This window comes from Nitratidesulfovibrio termitidis HI1, assembly GCF_000504305.1.
Taxonomy (GTDB): Bacteria; Desulfobacterota; Desulfovibrionia; order Desulfovibrionales; family Desulfovibrionaceae; genus Cupidesulfovibrio; species Cupidesulfovibrio termitidis.
Genome location: NZ_KI632512.1, coordinates 427,494 through 443,679 on the forward strand (window position 1 = coordinate 427,494; position 16,186 = coordinate 443,679).

Sequence of the window (16,186 nt, forward strand, 5' to 3'; positions counted from 1 at the left end):
ACAAAAATCCCACTTGTGACGACACCCCCTGAAGAGAAGAAGGGGCACGGTTCGCAGAGCGGATTCGCTTCCAACAGACAGTCCACAAGCCCCCGGCGCGGAAGCGCCGCGCCGGGGACCTACGGAGAGCATATGGCCGAGTTCTTCAACGCAGCAGACGTCACCGCCGCCGCCATCCGCATCGAGCAGCGCGGCCAGGACGTGTACAATCAGGCCGTGGCCATGGCCACCAAGCCAGAGGTCAAGGCGCTGTTCCAGCACCTGGCCGCCGAAGAGGCCAGGCACGAGGCAACCTTCCGCGCCATGGCCGACCGCGTCGGCCCCGTGGAACTGCCCGCCTGGAGCATTGCCGCCGAGTACGTGGAATATCTGCACGCGCTGCTCGATTCGCACGCGCTGTTTACCCAGGCCGGTACCCTGACTGCGCTCAAGGGGGCCGCCGACGACCATGCCGCCGCCCTGCGCATGGCCATCCAGTTCGAGAAGGACACTCTGCTGTTCTTCACCGAAATGCGCGAACTGGTGCCCGCTCAGGAAAAGGCGGCGGTGGATGCCTGCATTGCGGAAGAACGCGCCCATCTGCGCGCCCTTACCGCCATGCTGGCGCAAGTGCACGCATAGCCCTTTGCGCACCAGCGGCCGCTGGTGCACGCATGTTCCGCGCGCGACGACTGACGCAACGGCGCGCGCGGGGCCGGTCCGCACCGGGTGCGGTCCGGCGCAATGGAGGGGCGGACGGCCGGAAAGAGGCACCCGGCCGTCCGTCATCTCCATGGTCAGCGTCGCATGACCGCCCTGTGCAGCCTCCCGCGGGCGGCGGATACAGCCTGGCAGTGTGCCACGGCGCGTTGTCGTCCGTGCCGCCCGCCAGTACGGGAGGCCCTGGTGTTGCAAGCATCCCCCTTCGATTCCTCTCCCCTGGGTGATCCGGACATGGCCCCGGCGTCCTCCGGTTTTCGCGCGGTTCAGTCCGGCGGTGTTCCCGCGTGGAGCATTGCCGACGAGCGTGTCTTTCTGGATCATATCCCCTCGCTGTTCCTGGCATCCGACCTGTTCGCCGCCGCCTATCTGCGCGCGGAACGCCATTGCCTGCGCCCGGTGACGCCGCTGGCGCTTTCCGCCGCCGTCACCTGCGAGGGGCCGTGGCTGGACCAGAGTGATCTGGACGTCTACCTGGCCTGCCTGCTGCTGGCCCTGCGCCAGGGCGGACGTGCCCCCCGGCTGCGCTGCCCGGCGGACGAACCCGCCCGGCTGGCCGGGCTTGGGGGCAGGGCAGGGGCGGCACGCTTTGCCACGCGGCTGCACCGCCTGCACGAGGCCCGCATGGCCTGCGATGATGGCCGGTTTGCGGCACGCATGCAGCTTGTGTCCGCCGTGGTGCGCGATGAGGCATCCGGCACCCTGCGCATCGAGTTCGGCCCCGAGCCCTTCGAGGCGCTGTGCCATGCGCCGGGTGCTGCGCGTTTCATCGCGGACAGGGCCACGCTGGGCCGCGACGGTCTGGGCAAGTGGCTGATGGGCGTGGCCTGGACCCTGCGCGAAACCTGCCTGATCGATCCCCAACGCCTGCGGGCCCTGGCGCCCGGGGGAAAGGGCCGGGATATCCTGCCGCTGTTGCAGGAATTCGCCCGGCGTGGTTATATCCGCGACATGGTCACCCGTTCTGACGGGCTCGTGATCGTTCAGCCGGGCCATCGCCCCGGCGGCTCGCATGCTGCCGTGTGCGGGCACGGCGGCGAGAGCATGCCCCAGCTGTGCAGGTTGCTGACATAGCGGGGATGAGCGGGTGACAGTGCCGCACCGCTGCCATGGGCGGCTGCGCGGCAGCCCCGCGCGCGACGTTGTGGGACGACGCGCGCGGTGACGTGGGCCTGTACGGGCTTGCCCGTGCATTGCCCATACCGGTACGCCGGGCCTGGCCGCCCAAGGTGGGCAGACTGGCCAGCCCGGTGAGATTGTCCGGCGAGACAGACATACAGGGCAGGCGACGCCCCGCCGTGCGCGCGGGCTTCGGGAGCAGGGACACATGCGGATCACCAAATTCGCCATTCCGGAGGTCATCTTCGGGCATGGCAGCCTTGATCATCTTGCGCCGTGCGCGCGCAGGCTGGGTGCCTCGCGCGTGTTGCTGGTCAGCGACAAGGGCCTGGAATCCAGCGGCTGGGTAGAACGGGTCATGGACATCCTGAGCGGCAACGGCCTCGAATGGGTGTACTTTTCCGATTGCAGTTCCAACCCGCGCGACCATCAGGTGCACGAGGGCGCGCGAATCTACCGCGAGGAACGCGCCGACGTGGTCATCGCCCTGGGCGGCGGCAGTCCCATGGACACGGCCAAGGGCATCGGCACCATCGTCGGCAACGGCGGACGCATCAGCGACTACGAGGGGGCCAACAAGATCATGCGGCCCCTGCCGCCCATGATCTTTCTGCCCACCACGGCGGGCAGCGGGTCGGACATCTCGCAGTTCTGCATCATCACCGACGTGGAACGCCGCCTGAAGATGTCCATCATCAGCAGGTCGCTGATTCCCAACGTGTCCATCATCGACCCGCAGGTGCTGCTGACCAAGAGCGAGGAACTGATCATCGCCTCGGCCATCGACGCCTTTGCTCATGCCGTGGAATCGTACCTGTCGCTGCTGGCCTCGCCGTTCACGGACCATCAGGCCCTGCGCGCCATGGAGCTTATCATGGCCAACCTGATGCCCGCCGTGGAACGGCGCGACCCACAGGCGCTGGAGCAGCTCAGCATCGCCAGCACGGCGGCGGGCATGTCGTTCAGCAATGCGGGCCTCGGCATCGGCCATTCGCTGGCCCATTCGCTGGGGGGCATGTTCGATGTGCTGCACGGCTTGGTGCACCCGGTGCTGCTGCCGCATGTGATGCGCTACAACCTGCCGGTGAGCGTGGACCGGCTGGCGGCCATCGGGCGCATCGTGGTGGGGCCGCGCGTGGCCAGCGCGGATAGCATTGCCCGCGCGGGCATAGAGCGGCTGGGCGAATTCTTTGCCGGGCTGGGTGTGCCGGTGCGGCTGGGGCAGTTGCTGCCCGACCGGTCGGCGCTGGAGACCATTGCCCGCACGGCGGTCAACGACGCCTGCACCCTGACCAACCCGCGCGCGGTGACCTGGCAGGACCTGCTGACCATCTGCGAAGAGGCGTGGTGACATGACCCAGGGGACCAGCCTCGACGACCTCATCGGCATAGAGCACAGCAAGCTGGGCTTCTTTCAGGAACTGCGCCAGACCATCGAGCAGCTGAAGGCCGCGCACCGTGAATCGGAGCGCAACCGCCTGGAGATAGAGGCCATCCTGGACGGCATCACCGACCTGATGATGGTGCTTTCCAAGGACTTGCGTATCATTGCCGTGAACCACGTGTTTTACGAGATTCTGGGCGTGCGCGAGCCGGAAGGGCGCTACTGCTACGAAATTTTCCGCCAGCAGGACCACCCCTGCCCGGAATGCCCGGCGCACCGCTCGTTCGTCACGGACGAGGTGTGCCGCGAAACGTCCATCTTCCGCATCAACGGGCGCAAGTTGCAGTTCGAGATGGTGGCCTCGCCCATCAAGGATCCGGCCACCCAGGATCGTCAGATCCTCATCTTCAAGCGCGACGTGACCCTGGAAAAGGAATTCCAGGCCAAGTTCCACCAGGCCGAAAAGATGGCCACCGTGGGCATGCTGGCCGCCGGGGTGGCGCACGAGGTGAACAACCCGCTTACGGCCATCCACGGCTTTGCAGAGGGCATCCTGCGCCGGGTGGAGCGGTTGCGCGGCGTCGTGGACCCGGAGATGCACGCGGACCTTGCGGACTATGCCGGGACCATCCTGGGCGAATGCGGCCGTTGCCAGGAAATCGTCCATTCGCTGCTGACTTTCAGCAGGCCGCATTCCTCGGAATTTTCCCCCGTGAACCTCAATTGCGTCGTGGGCGACACCCTGAAGCTGCTGCACAACCATCTGAAGCAGCCCAAGTACCGCCGCGTGCGCATTGATGCCCGGCTGTGCCCCACGGCCCCGGTGATACTTGGCTGCGAGGCGCAACTGAAGCAGGTGATGCTGAACCTGCTGGTGAACGCGCTGGATGCCTTTGACGGGGCATCCGGGTCGGATGGCGAGCGGTGCACTCCGAAGGGAGGCGCGGGCGGCGCTGTAGGCGATGCAGGCGACGGAACAGGCAGCGGCGGAGGAGACTCCGCAGCCCGCAACGCGGCGGGCAGGCCGGATGGCAGGGCGGCGGGCATGGCGGACGACAGCGCTGCGGGCGAGGCCCCGGTCATCACCGTCACTCCGTTCCGCGACGGACGCCACGCCGGGTTCGTCGTGCACGACACGGGCTGCGGCATCCCGCCGGAACATCTCGATTCGCTGTTCGAGCCGTTCTTCACCACCAAGCCGGTGGGCCGGGGCATCGGCATCGGGCTGTCCACCTGTTATACCATCGTCACGGAACACGGCGGGGACATTCGCGTGGAAAGCCGGGTCGGCGAAGGCTCCACGTTCACCGTCACGCTGCCGCTTCCGCCGGAGTAATCGACGTGCGCACCACCTACACCGTGCTGGCCGTGGACGATGAACCGTCCATCGGCAAGCTGCTGGAAAAGGAGCTTTCCACCCCCACCCGTGCCGTGCACGTGGCCACCAGCGCCCGGCAGGCGCGCGAACGGCTGCGCCGCGCCACGTACGAGGTGGTGGTGCTGGACATCCGCCTGCCGGATGCCGACGGCATCGAATTCATGGTGGAACTGCGCCAGCGATACCCGGAGACCGAGGTCATCCTGATCACCGGGCACGGCAACATCGACAACGCCGTGGAGGCCATGAAGCTGGGCGCCTACGACTACATCACCAAGCCGTTCAACCTGACGGAACTGGAAGTGGTGGTGGAGCGCGCCTATCAGCGGGCCTTTCTGCGCAACGAGAATCGCGCCCTGCGCCACGCGCACGACGGCGCGCGCCCGGCGGTGACCCTGATCGGCAATTCGCAGGGCATCAAGGAAGTGCGCTACCTGATCGAAAAGGTGGCCCCCACCGACGTGCCCGTGCTGATCACCGGCGAGAGCGGGGCGGGCAAGGAGGTGGCGGCGCACGCCCTCCAGTCGCTGGGCAACCGGGCGGACAAGTCCTTCATCATCAAGAACTGCGCCACGTTGCAGAAGGAGCTGGCCCGCAGCGAACTGTTCGGCCATGTGCGCGGGTCGTTCACCGGCGCGCTGGAAAACCGCGACGGGCTGATGGCCTTCGCCAACAAGGGCACCCTGTTTCTGGACGAGATAGGCGAGTTGCCGGTGGAGGTACAGGCGTCGCTGTTGCGTGTGCTGGAAAACAAGACCTACCGTCGGGTGGGCGAAAAGGACCACCGCAGCTGTGACATCCGGCTGATCTTCGCCACCAACCGTTCACTGGCTGGCGAGGTGGAGGCCGGGCGCTTTCACGAGGCGCTGTACCACCGCATCAACGTGTTCAATATCGAAATGCCCCCCCTGCGCGAGCGCAAGGAGGACATTCCGTTGTTGGCCGAATTCTTTCTGGCCCGTCTGGGCAACGGGCGCGACGATCTGCGCATTTCCGACCGGGCCATGGCCTGCCTGATGCAGTACGCCTGGCCCGGCAACGTGCGTGAACTGCGCAACGTGCTGGAACGCAGCATCATACTGGCGGAAAACAATTTGATTACCGAGCATGCCCTGCCGCGCGAACTGGCGGGGCTTGCAGGGGGAACTGGCGGGGCTGGCGGGGGCGCAGGCGTCGGAACGGGAAGCGGCGCGTCGGGGCTGCATGGCGCAAGCGGCGAATCGCAGGGGCCGCTGACGCTGGAGGCCATGGAGCGCGAACACATCGCCCGGATTCTGGAATTCTACGACAACAACCGCTCGCTGGCCGCCACGGCGCTGGGCATCAGCCGCAAGACGCTGTACCGGAAGATGCGGGAGTATGACATCGGGTAGAGGGGCGGTCTAATGATTGGCATGCTATGAGCCTGTGCGAGGTGAATATGGCAAAGCGGAAAGTAGGGTTGAGTGAGGTGCAACATAAATTTGTAAGCTCCACGCTTGAGGATGCATGTCGTACAATATATGATATAAATATTGATATCATACTGTATTACGGTCCAAAAAGCCCTATTGCGAAAATATCAAGAAAAGTTTTTTGGTCCTTGCTAGACGTTCTTCGGAACATTCCTGTTTTTACTGATTACGGTGATTCGAATGTTGATACAGAGAATGTGTTAAGAGATCATGCAGGGAGGCGTAGGGCAATATTCGATTATGATAAGCATTGTGCTGTTGGGGTAGATTTGAATGCTTTATTTGAGAAGATGTGTGTTGTTGCACGGTGTTTCGATTTTGCATATGCCAAAAGCAATTCTGTAAATAAAAAGTTTAATTTATACCTTAAGAATGTTGTACGACTGACTAGTGCTTTGGGATTTCGGTTTAAGGACGATTGTTTTAAAGGAGAGAATAATGTTGAAGCATCTCCTTATTCGCTGTGAGTTACGTGTAACGAGGAGTGGGCGAAACCCGTTAGCGACTCCTAGGAGCGTTTTTAATGTCTGTTGTTGATGCTATGCATAACCGCGCCGCCGGGGCGCTGATGGGCGCGTGGATCGGTGACGGGTTGGGCCTTGGCCCGCACTGGTACTATGACCTTGCCGAACTGCGGCGTGACTACGGCGACTGGATCAGCGGGTACACCGACCCGAAGCCGGGCCGCTACCACGACGGCATGAAGGCCGGGCAACTGTCGCAGGCAGGGTTCATCCTGAAGCTGATGGTGCGCTCGCTGGTGGAGCGGGGCGACTACGACCAGGCCGATTTTTGCCGCCGCATGGACGAGGAGCTGTTTCCGCTGCTCAACGGGCAGCCGGTGAGCGGACCGGGCAACTACACCAGCCAGTCCATCCGCGAGGCATGGCGGCGCAGGGTGGAGCAGGGGCTGCCATGGGGGCAGACCGCAGGCCACGCGGACACCACCGAGGCCATCGAGCGTACCCTGGCCATAGCGGTGCGTTACGCCACGCAACCCGCCCGACTGGCCGCCGCCGTCATCGGTAACGCAGCGTTGACCCAGGGCGACGACGTGGTGCTGTCGCTCACGGTGGCCTATGGCGCGGTGCTGGCCCTGCTGGTGCAAGGGCACCGGCTGACCCCGGAAATTTCCGAAACGTTAATGCATCAGGTTAAGGATGGGGTGTTGCCGTTTCATGCGGTAACCCGCGACGGCTTGCAGGCCCCGCGTCCCGGCGACCCGGACCCGCCGCGCGCCGGGCGGTTTGCCTCGCCCGATGCGCTGCTGTCGCCCGGCTACATGGCGGCGGCAGCGGCGGACCCGGACATCCGTATCGAACCGGCGTGGAAGGTTTCGCTGGTGTATGGCATGCCTTGCGCCATCTACCACATGCTTCCGGCGGCCTACTATCTTGCGGCGCGCTTTCACGACGACTTCGAGTCCGCCGTGCTGCACGCGGTGAACGGTGGCGGGCAGAACCAGGTGCGCGCCATTCTGACAGGGGCGCTGGTAGGGGCACAGGTGGGCTTGGCCGGTATTCCGCAGCGGTTCATCGACGGCTTGGAAGAGGGCGAGGATCTGCGCGCACTGGCCATGCGACTGGCCGGGCAGGTGACGGCGGGATAGAGCGATAGCCTCCCAGGCTGCAGGTGACTGCTTGGTTTTTTGTCGCGACGTTCCGGAAAAGCAGGCGGATGCGCGGAATCTGTTGTGGATTCTTGCTGGCTGAATGTCGTGCCAAGGGGTTTTGGTTGCCCGTAGGTTGCCCAGCATCCTCAGATGCCATGAGCCAAAGATGCGTTTTTGCGTGCGTGTAGCCGCGCGCCGTCGATGTTGACCTTGACAATGCGCTACGGCATCGTCTAGACACCTTCGATTCCTGCGCCCGTAGCTCAGTCGGATAGAGCGATAGCCTCCTAAGCTGTAGGCCACAGGTTCGATTCCTGTCGGGCGCACCAGAACGCAAGAGGATACGAGATGGTTGTCTCGTATCCTCTTTGTCGTTTCAGGGGCTACGTATTGATCGTTTGTTTGTTGTTCGTTTGTTGATTTTATATCTATCCAATAATACATGATATTTTGTGCGAGAAAAAGCGGTGACAGCCTGACCGCCTCACGTTTTCCTGTACCATCCTTGACATTCCCGGCAGAAGGTGATGCCGCTACGGGCATGACGCTTCAGGATTCCTCTTCAATGCCGCAAGGCTGTCGCCCATCATCCGCAGCGTCCGCAGACCGCTCCGGGTGTCTGATAACCGCAGTGCCGGACCTGGCCCGCCCCGTACGTGGACGCCTGGCCCCCAGTCCCACCGGGCACATTCATCTCGGCAATGCCGCGTCCTTTCTGATGGCGTGGCTGTGCGCCCGCGCCGCCGGGGGGCAAATGGTGCTGCGCATGGAAGACATCGACCCGGACCGGTCACGCCCGGAATTCGCGGCGGACATGGTTCGCGATCTGTTGTGGCTGGGACTGGACTGGGACGAAGGACCCGAGTGTCCCGAACTGCCTGATCTGCCTGATCTGCCCGATCTGCCTGATCTGGCCGCTCCGCTGCCCGCCACCCCGTCAGCCAGGACTCCCGCCCCGGTGATCATGCCGCCACCCGGCGCGTGCGCTGCCCCCAGCCGTACCCACATGCCGGGTCGCGGCGGCCCCCACGGGCCGTATTCCCAGAGCGAGCGCCTTGCCCTGTATGCCGCTGCGCTGGCCCGGCTGGAACGGGAAGGGCATGTCTATCCCTGCTTCTGCACCCGCAAGGAATTGCGCTTGCTGGCGTCCGCCCCGCACCCCGGGGAATGCGGCCCCGCCTATCCGGGAACCTGCCGCGACCTTGGTCCGCAGGACCGCGCCCGGCGACTGGCCGAAGGACGCCGCCCGGCCATGCGGGTGCGCTGCGACGACACGATGATCGCCTTCACCGACCGTATCGCCGGGCCGCAGCGCATGTTGCTGGCCGCGTGCGGGGGCGACTTCGCGGTGCTCCGTTCCGACGGGGTGTTCGCCTACCAACTGGCGGTGGTGGTGGACGACATCGCCATGGGCATCACCCAGGTGGTGCGCGGTGACGACATCCTGGCCAGCACGCCGCGTCAGATATGGCTGTACCACCTGCTGGGCGCGCCGGTGCCGGAATACGTGCACGTGCCCCTGCTGCTGGATCACGAGGGCGAACGGCTGGCCAAGCGGCATGGTTCGCTGGCCGTGGCCGCCTTGCGCACGGCGGGCGTGTCGCCATGGGCCATCGTGGGGTATCTTGCCTGGCGGCTGGGCCTGCGCGATGCGCCGGAACTGGCGACGCCGCGCGAACTTGCCGGGGAATTCGACCTGGAAAGGGTGGTTCGCCAGCCGGTGATCCTGCCCGTGGCTGTCGCCGATGTGCTGGGCCGGATGGGGTAGGGGGCAATGAAGGGTATTTTCCGGGCCGCGCCTCGGGCCGCGTTTCGGAACGTGCCGGGGGCAGCCGGGGGTACTGGGCGGGGCAGGGTATGGGGCGGGTACGGGCCGGACTGGGGTGCTCTGGCATCCCCGGCCCCGCTTTGTAAGGGACTTGCTTCGCCGCCCCGTGCATGCTAGCCAGATTTTTCACGAACTCCGCCAATGGCAAGGGGTTCCGCCGCCCGGCCCTGCGCGCCGGGACCGTTTTTCGCTCCATGGGCGCATGTGTCCATCCGTTCCGGAAGGCACGCCGCGCACTGACGGGGTATCGATTCAGCGCCGCCAGCCACTGCCGCGAAAAGGGAGAACAGCGATGCCCACCACCAGCAGCGAATGCATCTTCACCCCCCAACGGCTTGCCGCCATGTTTCCGCCAGAGCGGGCGAACGCCTTTTTCGACGCCCTGTATGGCGACGCGGAAGACGGCGCCTACGACATCGCCCTGACCTTCGAAGGCGAGCACGCCAACGGCATGGAATTTTCGTTCCGGCTCACCCAGCGCCCCGGCCACTGTCTGGCCTGCAATCTTACCTACGGCTTGCCGCAGGTGTTCGAGCGGCACCCCGTCATCGATCTGCCCGGTGTGGTGGCCAAGATTGCTGGCGCCCTGGACAAGACCGAAGGCGCGCTGCAATGGCGCCTGCTGCCCACCCGCGAGATGTCGCGCACGTTGCACGTCATTCCGCTGCTGGTGACCTTCGGCTGATCTCTCCCCTCGTGCGGTTCCGGCAGATGGGGAGCATGCCGCCTGAGTCCCTGTCACCATGGTGACGACTGACGACAAGAAGCCGAGCCCGGTGGGTTCGGCTTCTTTGCGTTGCAACGAAAAACCGCCCCGAACGGGGCGGCTTCGTTTCGATTCCGGGAGTAGGGCGCCTAGGGGGCAATGCTGCGCGAAATGAAGCGGATGGCCTCTTCGTACAGGTTCGGCGGCGCATAGGGGGTCAGCAGGCGGGTACGGTTGGCGCCGACCATCATGGAAATGATCACCTGGGCAGTTTCATGCACCGGCAATTGACGGATGGAGCCATCTTCCACGCCGCGACGCAGTTGGGTTTCCAGTTCGCGGGGGACCTGGTTGAACTTTTCGTACATCAGGTCGCGATCGGTCTTGGTCTTCATGTCGCTGTAGGGCGAACACCGCACAAGCACCAGCCAGTTGGAGGTCTTGTCCACGGAGAAGTCGAGGTAGGCGGTGCAGAAGTTGATGACCGATTCGTACCCGTTCTTGCCCCTGGCGGAGGCGTCGCGCAGCACGCCAAGAAACTGTTCGAGCACGTCTATGCCCGCGGCAAGGAACAGCTTTTCCTTGTTGCCGTAATGGTGCGTCAGCAGCCCAAGGGCCACGCCGGCGCGTTCGGAAATCTTCTTGAAGGTGGTGTCGGCATAGCCGTATTCACCAAAAAGCTCTTTTGCCGCATGAAGCAGTGCTTCTTTTTTCGAGATGCTCATATCAACGGCCCGTGGTAGTGCTTGAGGTGTATATACAGGGGCTCCGCATCCGAACGGGCGGATGCTCGTCGTGGAGCCGCAGAAGAACCGTCGGACCCGCACCCGACGGAACACCGGGAACACTTGAACCTTCGCTGACGGCCCGGCGAGGGGCCACGAAGGGCTGCACCTGTGTAGCTTACATGCATGGGGCAGTCAACGCCGCCTGTGCGCACAGTGAAAATGTTGGCGCGGGTTTTGTCAACTAGATTCCTCGGAAATGTTGCATTGCCCTGGGCTGTAGTAACACGTGCATTTGAATGGTTGATCAATTCAATTTCATTTGTCGTGCTCTGACAGCAAGGTGGCGCAAAAAACGAAGACGGCCCCACAATGGGGCCGTCTCGTGAGGAGTGTTCCGTTGCTCACCTTGCGCACCGAGGGCGCCGACGAACCTGTCCAGGAAAGCGTGAAGGAGGCAGGCGGAGTGCGTCGGGCCGGTTTGTTTGGCCAAGCAATCAATAGCTAGCATCGTGAGGGCGACACGTCAAGGGCGGCAGGGTGTGCCGTTTGGTGGCGGGGGCTGTGCCTTGTCTGGAGATAGCGGCGCTGAGATGTGCACTTTTCCTGACGCGGGCAGTTGGGGAAGCCGGTTTGGCATACCGCGAATTGACTGATTAAACAAACAAGACGGCTCCCGTGAAAGGGAGCCGCCTCGGAGAGGAGTGTACTGATGCCAGGAGAGCTTGACCGGTAGGTGCATACCGGAGGGTGGATGGTGCAGATCGCGCCCTAAGCTGACTGGGTAATCAATCAGTGCGAAGAAACTATAGTACCCACTCGGGTGGGTGTCAACACTTCACCGCCTGTCAAGATGAAATTGCACGAATTTCATTGCGCCATTCGGCAAGGCAGCCTTCTATGAAGGCGTACACGGCGGCCTGCTCCTCCTTGCCGTTGCCGGAAACGGCAAGGGGGGCGGCAAAGCGGAAGTGCACCGTGCGCTGGGGGCGGATGGGGCCAAAATCCTTGATGGGCCAGCCGGTGCCCCAGGCATCGCTCTTCAGGGCCAGCGGCACCACGGGCACACCGGCACGGCGCGCCAGCTTGACCCCGATGGAGTTGAAGGTCTTCGGGTCCAGGGTGTCGCTGCGCGTGGCCTGCGGAAAGATGATGACGGAAATTCCTCGCTTCAGCCGTTCCTCGCCGCCTTCCAGCACGGCAGCCAGATCGTCGCGCGGGTTCACGCGTCCCACGGTGATAGGATCGCGCGTGCGCAGCACATGCTTGAACACAGGGTAGTCGGCCAGGCTCTGCTTGACCACGAAGGTCACATCCTTGTGCGGCTGGATGATGGAGGGCAGCACGAAGGTTTCCAGCGTGCTCATGTGGTTGCCCACGAACACGCACGGCCCTTCCAGGCGTGTGAAATGTTCCATGCCTTCTATGAGCAGGCGCACCCCGGTGCGCTCCAGCGCGCGGACCACCTCCAGACTGCTGCCCACCCACGCCGCAGCAGGATATTCCCCACGCACGGCCGCTGCCGCCGCGCGGCACACGATGCCTGCCATCATCGGGTAGTAGGCAAGTGTGGGAAACATCCGGGCGATGGGGCCAGCCGCGTCGGCAGGGGTGGTGTATGTATCGCCCTTGAACGGCACGGGCATGTCAGGCACGGGTATGTTGGGCACGGGCATGTTGGGAGTGGGGATGTCGGCGTTGGTCATGTAGGTATCCCTTTGCGGTCTTGTCGGCACGTGGCGCGCGGCTGCGGCATGAACTGGAGCGGAAAACGTGCGCTGCACCGCCGTATATCCCGGCGGCAGGGAAAGGAAAATACCTTTTGCGGGCGGTTGGATGGCTGATGGATACCGCAGGGGCATTCGCCGGGGCGCGGCGTTTTCCGGTTCCTTCTTCACTTGCCGGAAATTCAGGCCGCCCGCGATTGACGAACGGGATTCGTTCGGTCGGTCAAAGCCATACCGGCGTGCGGTCAGGACGCGGCGCTTTCCTGCTCCTTTTTCACTTGCCGGAAATTCAGCCCGCCCGCGTCCAGACCCCGCCCGGAATCGTAGATGCCCACGGTGCGGTCGGTGAACTGCACGCTGCGGGCGCGGCGGTAATAGCGCAGCATGTTGCGATAGTCCGCCTCGTAGCTGCGACCCTGCCAGCCTTCGCAACGCACCACGGCAAGCTCGCGGGTCATGCACAGGCACAGCGGGTCGATGTTGCTCTGCCACACCGGATCGCGTCCTTCCTCGATCACCGGCAGGTAGGCGGCCTTGTGGGCCAGGCTTACGTCGATGCGCGCGATGAGCAGGTCCACGTCCGGGTATGCTTCATAGATGAGGAATGCTTCCGGCGTCAGCGAGTTGTCGTCGTCCAGGAACAGGATGCGCCTGCCGCGCGCGGCCCGCAGCAGGCCATTGCGGATGGCGTTGCCGTAGTCCTTGTCGGGCCGGAAGTCGAACCAGCGCACGAAGCCGTCGGGCCGCACCCGTTCACCCTTCACGCCGTCAAAGCCGATCAGCATTTCCGTGTCGCCGGGGGCCAACTCGGCCCGTTCCATGGCCGCCCGCACGCTGTCGATGGCCAGCCCCAAGGCTACCGGACGGTCGCCTCTGCTGGGGGTGATGATGGAATATCGCGGCGTGGTTTCGGGCATGGGAGGTTCCGGCGGGTTTGGCGCGTCGTGCGGTTGCGGTGGGCGGTGCGTCCGGTCTGGCAAGCCGGGTGGCAATGCGGCGTTGCGGGGCCGCTACTCGCTGCGCGGCTTGCGCTGGCGGACCAGCCTGCGCCACCAGTTGGACAACCGCTGCTCGTCGCCATGTTCCTTGGGCTGGTAGAAACGGCGTTCCGTCAGGCCGTCGGGCAGGTAGTCCTGCTCTATCCAGCCGTCCGGATAGTTGTGGGGGTACTTGTACCCCTTGCCGTAGCCCCAGTCCTTCTGCAGCTTGGTGGCGGCGTTGCGCAGGTGCATGGGCACGGGCTGCGGGCCGTTCAGCTTTACCTCTCGCGCGGCGTTGAGGTAGGCGGCGTAGCTGGAATTGCTCTTGCGGGCCAGCGCCAGGTGCACCACGGTCTGGGCCATGGGAATGAACCCTTCCGGCATGCCCACGAATTCAACGGCCTGCTGGCAGGCCACGGCCAGCGGCAGGGCCTGCGGGTCGGCCAGGCCCACGTCTTCCGACGCGGAAAGAATCAGCCTGCGGCACACGAAGCGCGGATCCTCGCCGCCTTCCAGCAGGCAGGCCAGGTAATACAGGGCCGCGTCCGGGTCGCTGCCGCGTATGGACTTGATGAGTGCGGAAGCCAGTTCGTAGTGGCTGTCGCCGTCCTTGTCGTGACGGCTGACGATTTCCGGCATGGCGGCGCGCACGCCGTCCAGCCCCCGGTTTTCTTCGGGCAGCCCGGCCACGTATTCCACCAGGTTCAGCATGGCGCGGGCGTCGCCGTGGGCCATGCCGGACAGAAAGTCCAGCACGTCGTCAGTCAGCGGGGCTTCCTGGGCAGTGCCGCCGCGCCTGCCGAGTTCCATCAGTTCCTCGCGGCCCAGCGGACGCAACCGCATGACATGCAGCCGCGACAGCAACTGGCGGGTCACGCTGAAGGACGGATTTTCGGTGGTGGTGGCGATCATGGTGATTTCGCCGCTTTCCAGGATGGGCAGGAAAAAGTCCTGCTGGGCCTTGGAGAAGCGGTGCAACTCGTCCAGCACCAGCACGTCCACCCCGGACAGCGCGCGGCGCAGTTGCTGCAATCCGGCCTCGGGCGCGCTAAGGCGCAACACCTTGGTGCCGTGGGCATTGGCCAGCAGCAGGGCCAGCGTGGATTTGCCGCACCCCGGCGGGCCGAACAGCAGCAGGCTGGGCAGGCGTTCGGCACGCAGCAATGCGGCAATGCGCGGCGTAAGGTGGGTCTGGCCCACGAAGCCGTCAAGGGTGCTGGGCCGGATGCGCTCCGGCAGGGGCTGCTTCAACGTCACGTCATGGTCTCCGGAAATGTGAGGCGGGCCGGGCGGGTGCCGGGCGTGAACACGATTGGTCGGGGATGCATGGCCGGGCCTGCGCATGCAGGAGCAGGCACCCGGCCTGCTTGCGGACGGATGGTGCCGGGCAAGCCGGACCTGCGGCCTCGGTCCTGTGTATCAGTCCCGCTGCACAAGGAAAAGGTGGGTGCGCAACTCGGGACCGCGGAGTCTGGTGACCAAAGCCGCCCGATGGATGGCCCAATGAGCGGGGCTTTCGTGAGGGAAGGGCCGGTGCGGCATGCGGGCTGCCCGCGCATCCGTCGCAGACTGCGCCGGTTGCTACTGCCCCTGCCGGGCCCACCAGTGCAGCCCCAGGCAGAGCATGGCCGCCGTCTCCCAGCGCAGCACCCGGTTGCCAAGGCTGACGGCCTGCATGCCGGAATCCAGCAGCGCGGCCACCTCGCGGTCGGAGAAACCGCCTTCCGGGCCCACCACGAACAGGGTGCGCCCCGGCTGACCCAGATCCCCGGCGCCCAGCAGCACGCCGCCGGTGTCGCCTTCCCACAGGATGAACCGCTTGGCGAAATCGCGGCTGGCCTCGGCCAGTTCGGCCACGCCGCCGGGCAGGGTGCGCAGTTCCGGCAGCCACGGGTTGCGGCTCTGTTTGGCCCCTGCCTCCATCTGGGCGTGCCACGATTCTTTGGTTTCCTCGGGCACGCGCGACTGGCTGCGTTCGGCCTGCCACAGCCAGACGCCGCCCGCCTCAAGCTCCACCGCCTTTTCCATCAGCCAGCCCCGGCGCACTTCCTTGCCCCAGCCGATGGCCAGCACCGCCTGCGATGCCGGGGCCGGGTGCTCGGTGATCGACACAGGTTCCAGGCGCACCAGGGCCTTTTCCGTGTCCGTGACCCGGAACTCGCCTTCGCGTCCCTGGCCGTCCAGCAGGCGCACCGTATCGCCCTCGCGCACCCGCACCACCTTGACCAGATGGCGGGCCTCCTGCCCTTCGAGCAGGTACGGTTCTGCCCAGCGTTCGGGCGGCAGGAAGAAGGTGCGCATGGTGATGCTCCGGGAGGTATGGATTGTAAGACGAACCGGGGAGGGGACCTTTTCGCTTTGCGGTCGCCATCCGTAAGGCTCGCGCAAGGCGCTCGCCTAACGGCTGCCGCAAAAGGTCTCCCTCCCCGGACCCCTCCCCCCCAAACTTTTTAATTGGGGGTATAGCAAACAACAGAAGCGACGTAATGCCAACTGGCCTTCGCTGCGGCGTTTGACGCAGCCAGCAGGAAAAAGACGCCGCGCGCTAAGGGGCGGTTTTCAAATTAGGATTTT

Annotated in this window: 14 protein-coding genes and 1 tRNA gene; 10 read left to right on the forward strand and 5 right to left on the reverse strand. The window is 64.6% G+C overall.

Features of this window, described 5'->3' with window-relative positions; all coding sequences use genetic code 11:
- Positions 1-132: 132 nt before the first annotated feature.
- The 10 genes from DESTE_RS01940 to DESTE_RS01980 all read left to right on the forward strand — a co-directional run bounded on the left by DESTE_RS01940 (position 133) and on the right by DESTE_RS01980 (position 10,159).
- A complete protein-coding gene (locus DESTE_RS01940; RefSeq protein WP_035064438.1) occupies positions 133-621 on the forward strand; it encodes a ferritin-like domain-containing protein in 489 nt (162 codons plus the stop codon).
- Between the two features lie 264 nt (positions 622-885).
- Positions 886-1,773, forward strand: coding sequence for a hypothetical protein (locus tag DESTE_RS01945; RefSeq protein WP_035064441.1), 888 nt, complete (start codon positions 886-888; stop codon positions 1,771-1,773).
- A 253-nt stretch (positions 1,774-2,026) separates the two neighbouring features.
- Positions 2,027-3,169, forward strand: a complete 1,143-nt coding sequence (locus DESTE_RS01950) for an iron-containing alcohol dehydrogenase (protein WP_035064445.1) — start codon at positions 2,027-2,029, stop codon at positions 3,167-3,169.
- A 1-nt stretch (position 3,170) separates the two neighbouring features.
- Positions 3,171-4,538, forward strand: a complete 1,368-nt coding sequence (locus DESTE_RS01955; RefSeq protein ID WP_035064449.1) for a two-component system sensor histidine kinase NtrB — start codon at positions 3,171-3,173, stop codon at positions 4,536-4,538.
- A 5-nt stretch (positions 4,539-4,543) separates the two neighbouring features.
- Complete coding sequence (locus DESTE_RS01960) at positions 4,544-5,953, forward strand: sigma-54-dependent transcriptional regulator (protein ID WP_035064452.1); 1,410 nt, start codon at positions 4,544-4,546, stop codon at positions 5,951-5,953.
- 47 nt (positions 5,954-6,000) lie between these two features.
- On the forward strand, positions 6,001-6,501 hold the full coding sequence (locus DESTE_RS17835; protein ID WP_198015305.1) for a hypothetical protein: 501 nt from the start codon (positions 6,001-6,003) through the stop codon (positions 6,499-6,501).
- Positions 6,502-6,575: 74 nt separating this feature from the next.
- Positions 6,576-7,643, forward strand: a complete 1,068-nt coding sequence (locus DESTE_RS01965) for an ADP-ribosylglycohydrolase family protein (protein ID WP_084559315.1) — start codon at positions 6,576-6,578, stop codon at positions 7,641-7,643.
- A gap of 255 nt (positions 7,644-7,898) precedes the next feature.
- Positions 7,899-7,975, forward strand: a tRNA-Arg gene (locus tag DESTE_RS01970).
- Positions 7,976-8,286: 311 nt separating this feature from the next.
- Positions 8,287-9,414, forward strand: coding sequence for a glutamate--tRNA ligase family protein (locus DESTE_RS01975; protein WP_084559520.1), 1,128 nt, complete (start codon positions 8,287-8,289; stop codon positions 9,412-9,414).
- Positions 9,415-9,766: 352 nt separating this feature from the next.
- A complete protein-coding gene (locus DESTE_RS01980) occupies positions 9,767-10,159 on the forward strand; it encodes a hypothetical protein (protein ID WP_035064456.1) in 393 nt (130 codons plus the stop codon).
- Between the two features lie 170 nt (positions 10,160-10,329).
- Here DESTE_RS01980 and DESTE_RS01985 read toward each other — a convergent pair whose 3' ends face one another.
- The 5 genes from DESTE_RS01985 to DESTE_RS02005 form a co-directional block, all read right to left on the reverse strand.
- Positions 10,330-10,905, reverse strand: coding sequence for a TetR/AcrR family transcriptional regulator (locus DESTE_RS01985; protein WP_035064459.1), 576 nt, complete (start codon positions 10,903-10,905; stop codon positions 10,330-10,332).
- 848 nt (positions 10,906-11,753) lie between these two features.
- Positions 11,754-12,611, reverse strand: a complete 858-nt coding sequence (locus tag DESTE_RS01990) for a lysophospholipid acyltransferase family protein (RefSeq protein WP_156925235.1) — start codon at positions 12,609-12,611, stop codon at positions 11,754-11,756.
- Positions 12,612-12,877: 266 nt separating this feature from the next.
- A complete protein-coding gene (locus DESTE_RS01995; RefSeq protein WP_035064462.1) occupies positions 12,878-13,549 on the reverse strand; it encodes a glycosyl transferase family 2 in 672 nt (223 codons plus the stop codon).
- Between the two features lie 93 nt (positions 13,550-13,642).
- Positions 13,643-14,869 (reverse strand): replication-associated recombination protein A, encoded by a 1,227-nt coding sequence (locus DESTE_RS02000; protein WP_035064465.1) that lies wholly within the window; start codon positions 14,867-14,869, stop codon positions 13,643-13,645.
- A gap of 324 nt (positions 14,870-15,193) precedes the next feature.
- Entirely contained in the window at positions 15,194-15,913 is a 720-nt protein-coding gene (locus tag DESTE_RS02005) for a 16S rRNA (uracil(1498)-N(3))-methyltransferase (protein ID WP_035064468.1), read from the reverse strand.
- Positions 15,914-16,186: the final 273 nt, after the last annotated feature.

Bases quoted from the DNA above. Each gene is read 5' to 3' on its own strand.
- DESTE_RS17835 (WP_198015305.1), top strand. From the start codon at position 6,001: ATGGCAAAGCGGAAAGTAGGGTTGAGTGAGGTGCAACATAAATTTGTA.
- DESTE_RS02005 (WP_035064468.1), bottom strand. From the start codon at position 15,913: ATGCGCACCTTCTTCCTGCCGCCCGAACGCTGGGCAGAACCGTACCTG.
- DESTE_RS01965 (WP_084559315.1), top strand. From the start codon at position 6,576: ATGCATAACCGCGCCGCCGGGGCGCTGATGGGCGCGTGGATCGGTGAC.
- DESTE_RS01955 (WP_035064449.1), top strand. From the start codon at position 3,171: ATGACCCAGGGGACCAGCCTCGACGACCTCATCGGCATAGAGCACAGC.
- DESTE_RS01985 (WP_035064459.1), bottom strand. From the start codon at position 10,905: ATGAGCATCTCGAAAAAAGAAGCACTGCTTCATGCGGCAAAAGAGCTT.
- DESTE_RS01980 (WP_035064456.1), top strand. From the start codon at position 9,767: ATGCCCACCACCAGCAGCGAATGCATCTTCACCCCCCAACGGCTTGCC.
- DESTE_RS01940 (WP_035064438.1), top strand. From the start codon at position 133: ATGGCCGAGTTCTTCAACGCAGCAGACGTCACCGCCGCCGCCATCCGC.
- DESTE_RS01950 (WP_035064445.1), top strand. From the start codon at position 2,027: ATGCGGATCACCAAATTCGCCATTCCGGAGGTCATCTTCGGGCATGGC.
- DESTE_RS01990 (WP_156925235.1), bottom strand. From the start codon at position 12,611: ATGACCAACGCCGACATCCCCACTCCCAACATGCCCGTGCCCAACATA.
- DESTE_RS01995 (WP_035064462.1), bottom strand. From the start codon at position 13,549: ATGCCCGAAACCACGCCGCGATATTCCATCATCACCCCCAGCAGAGGC.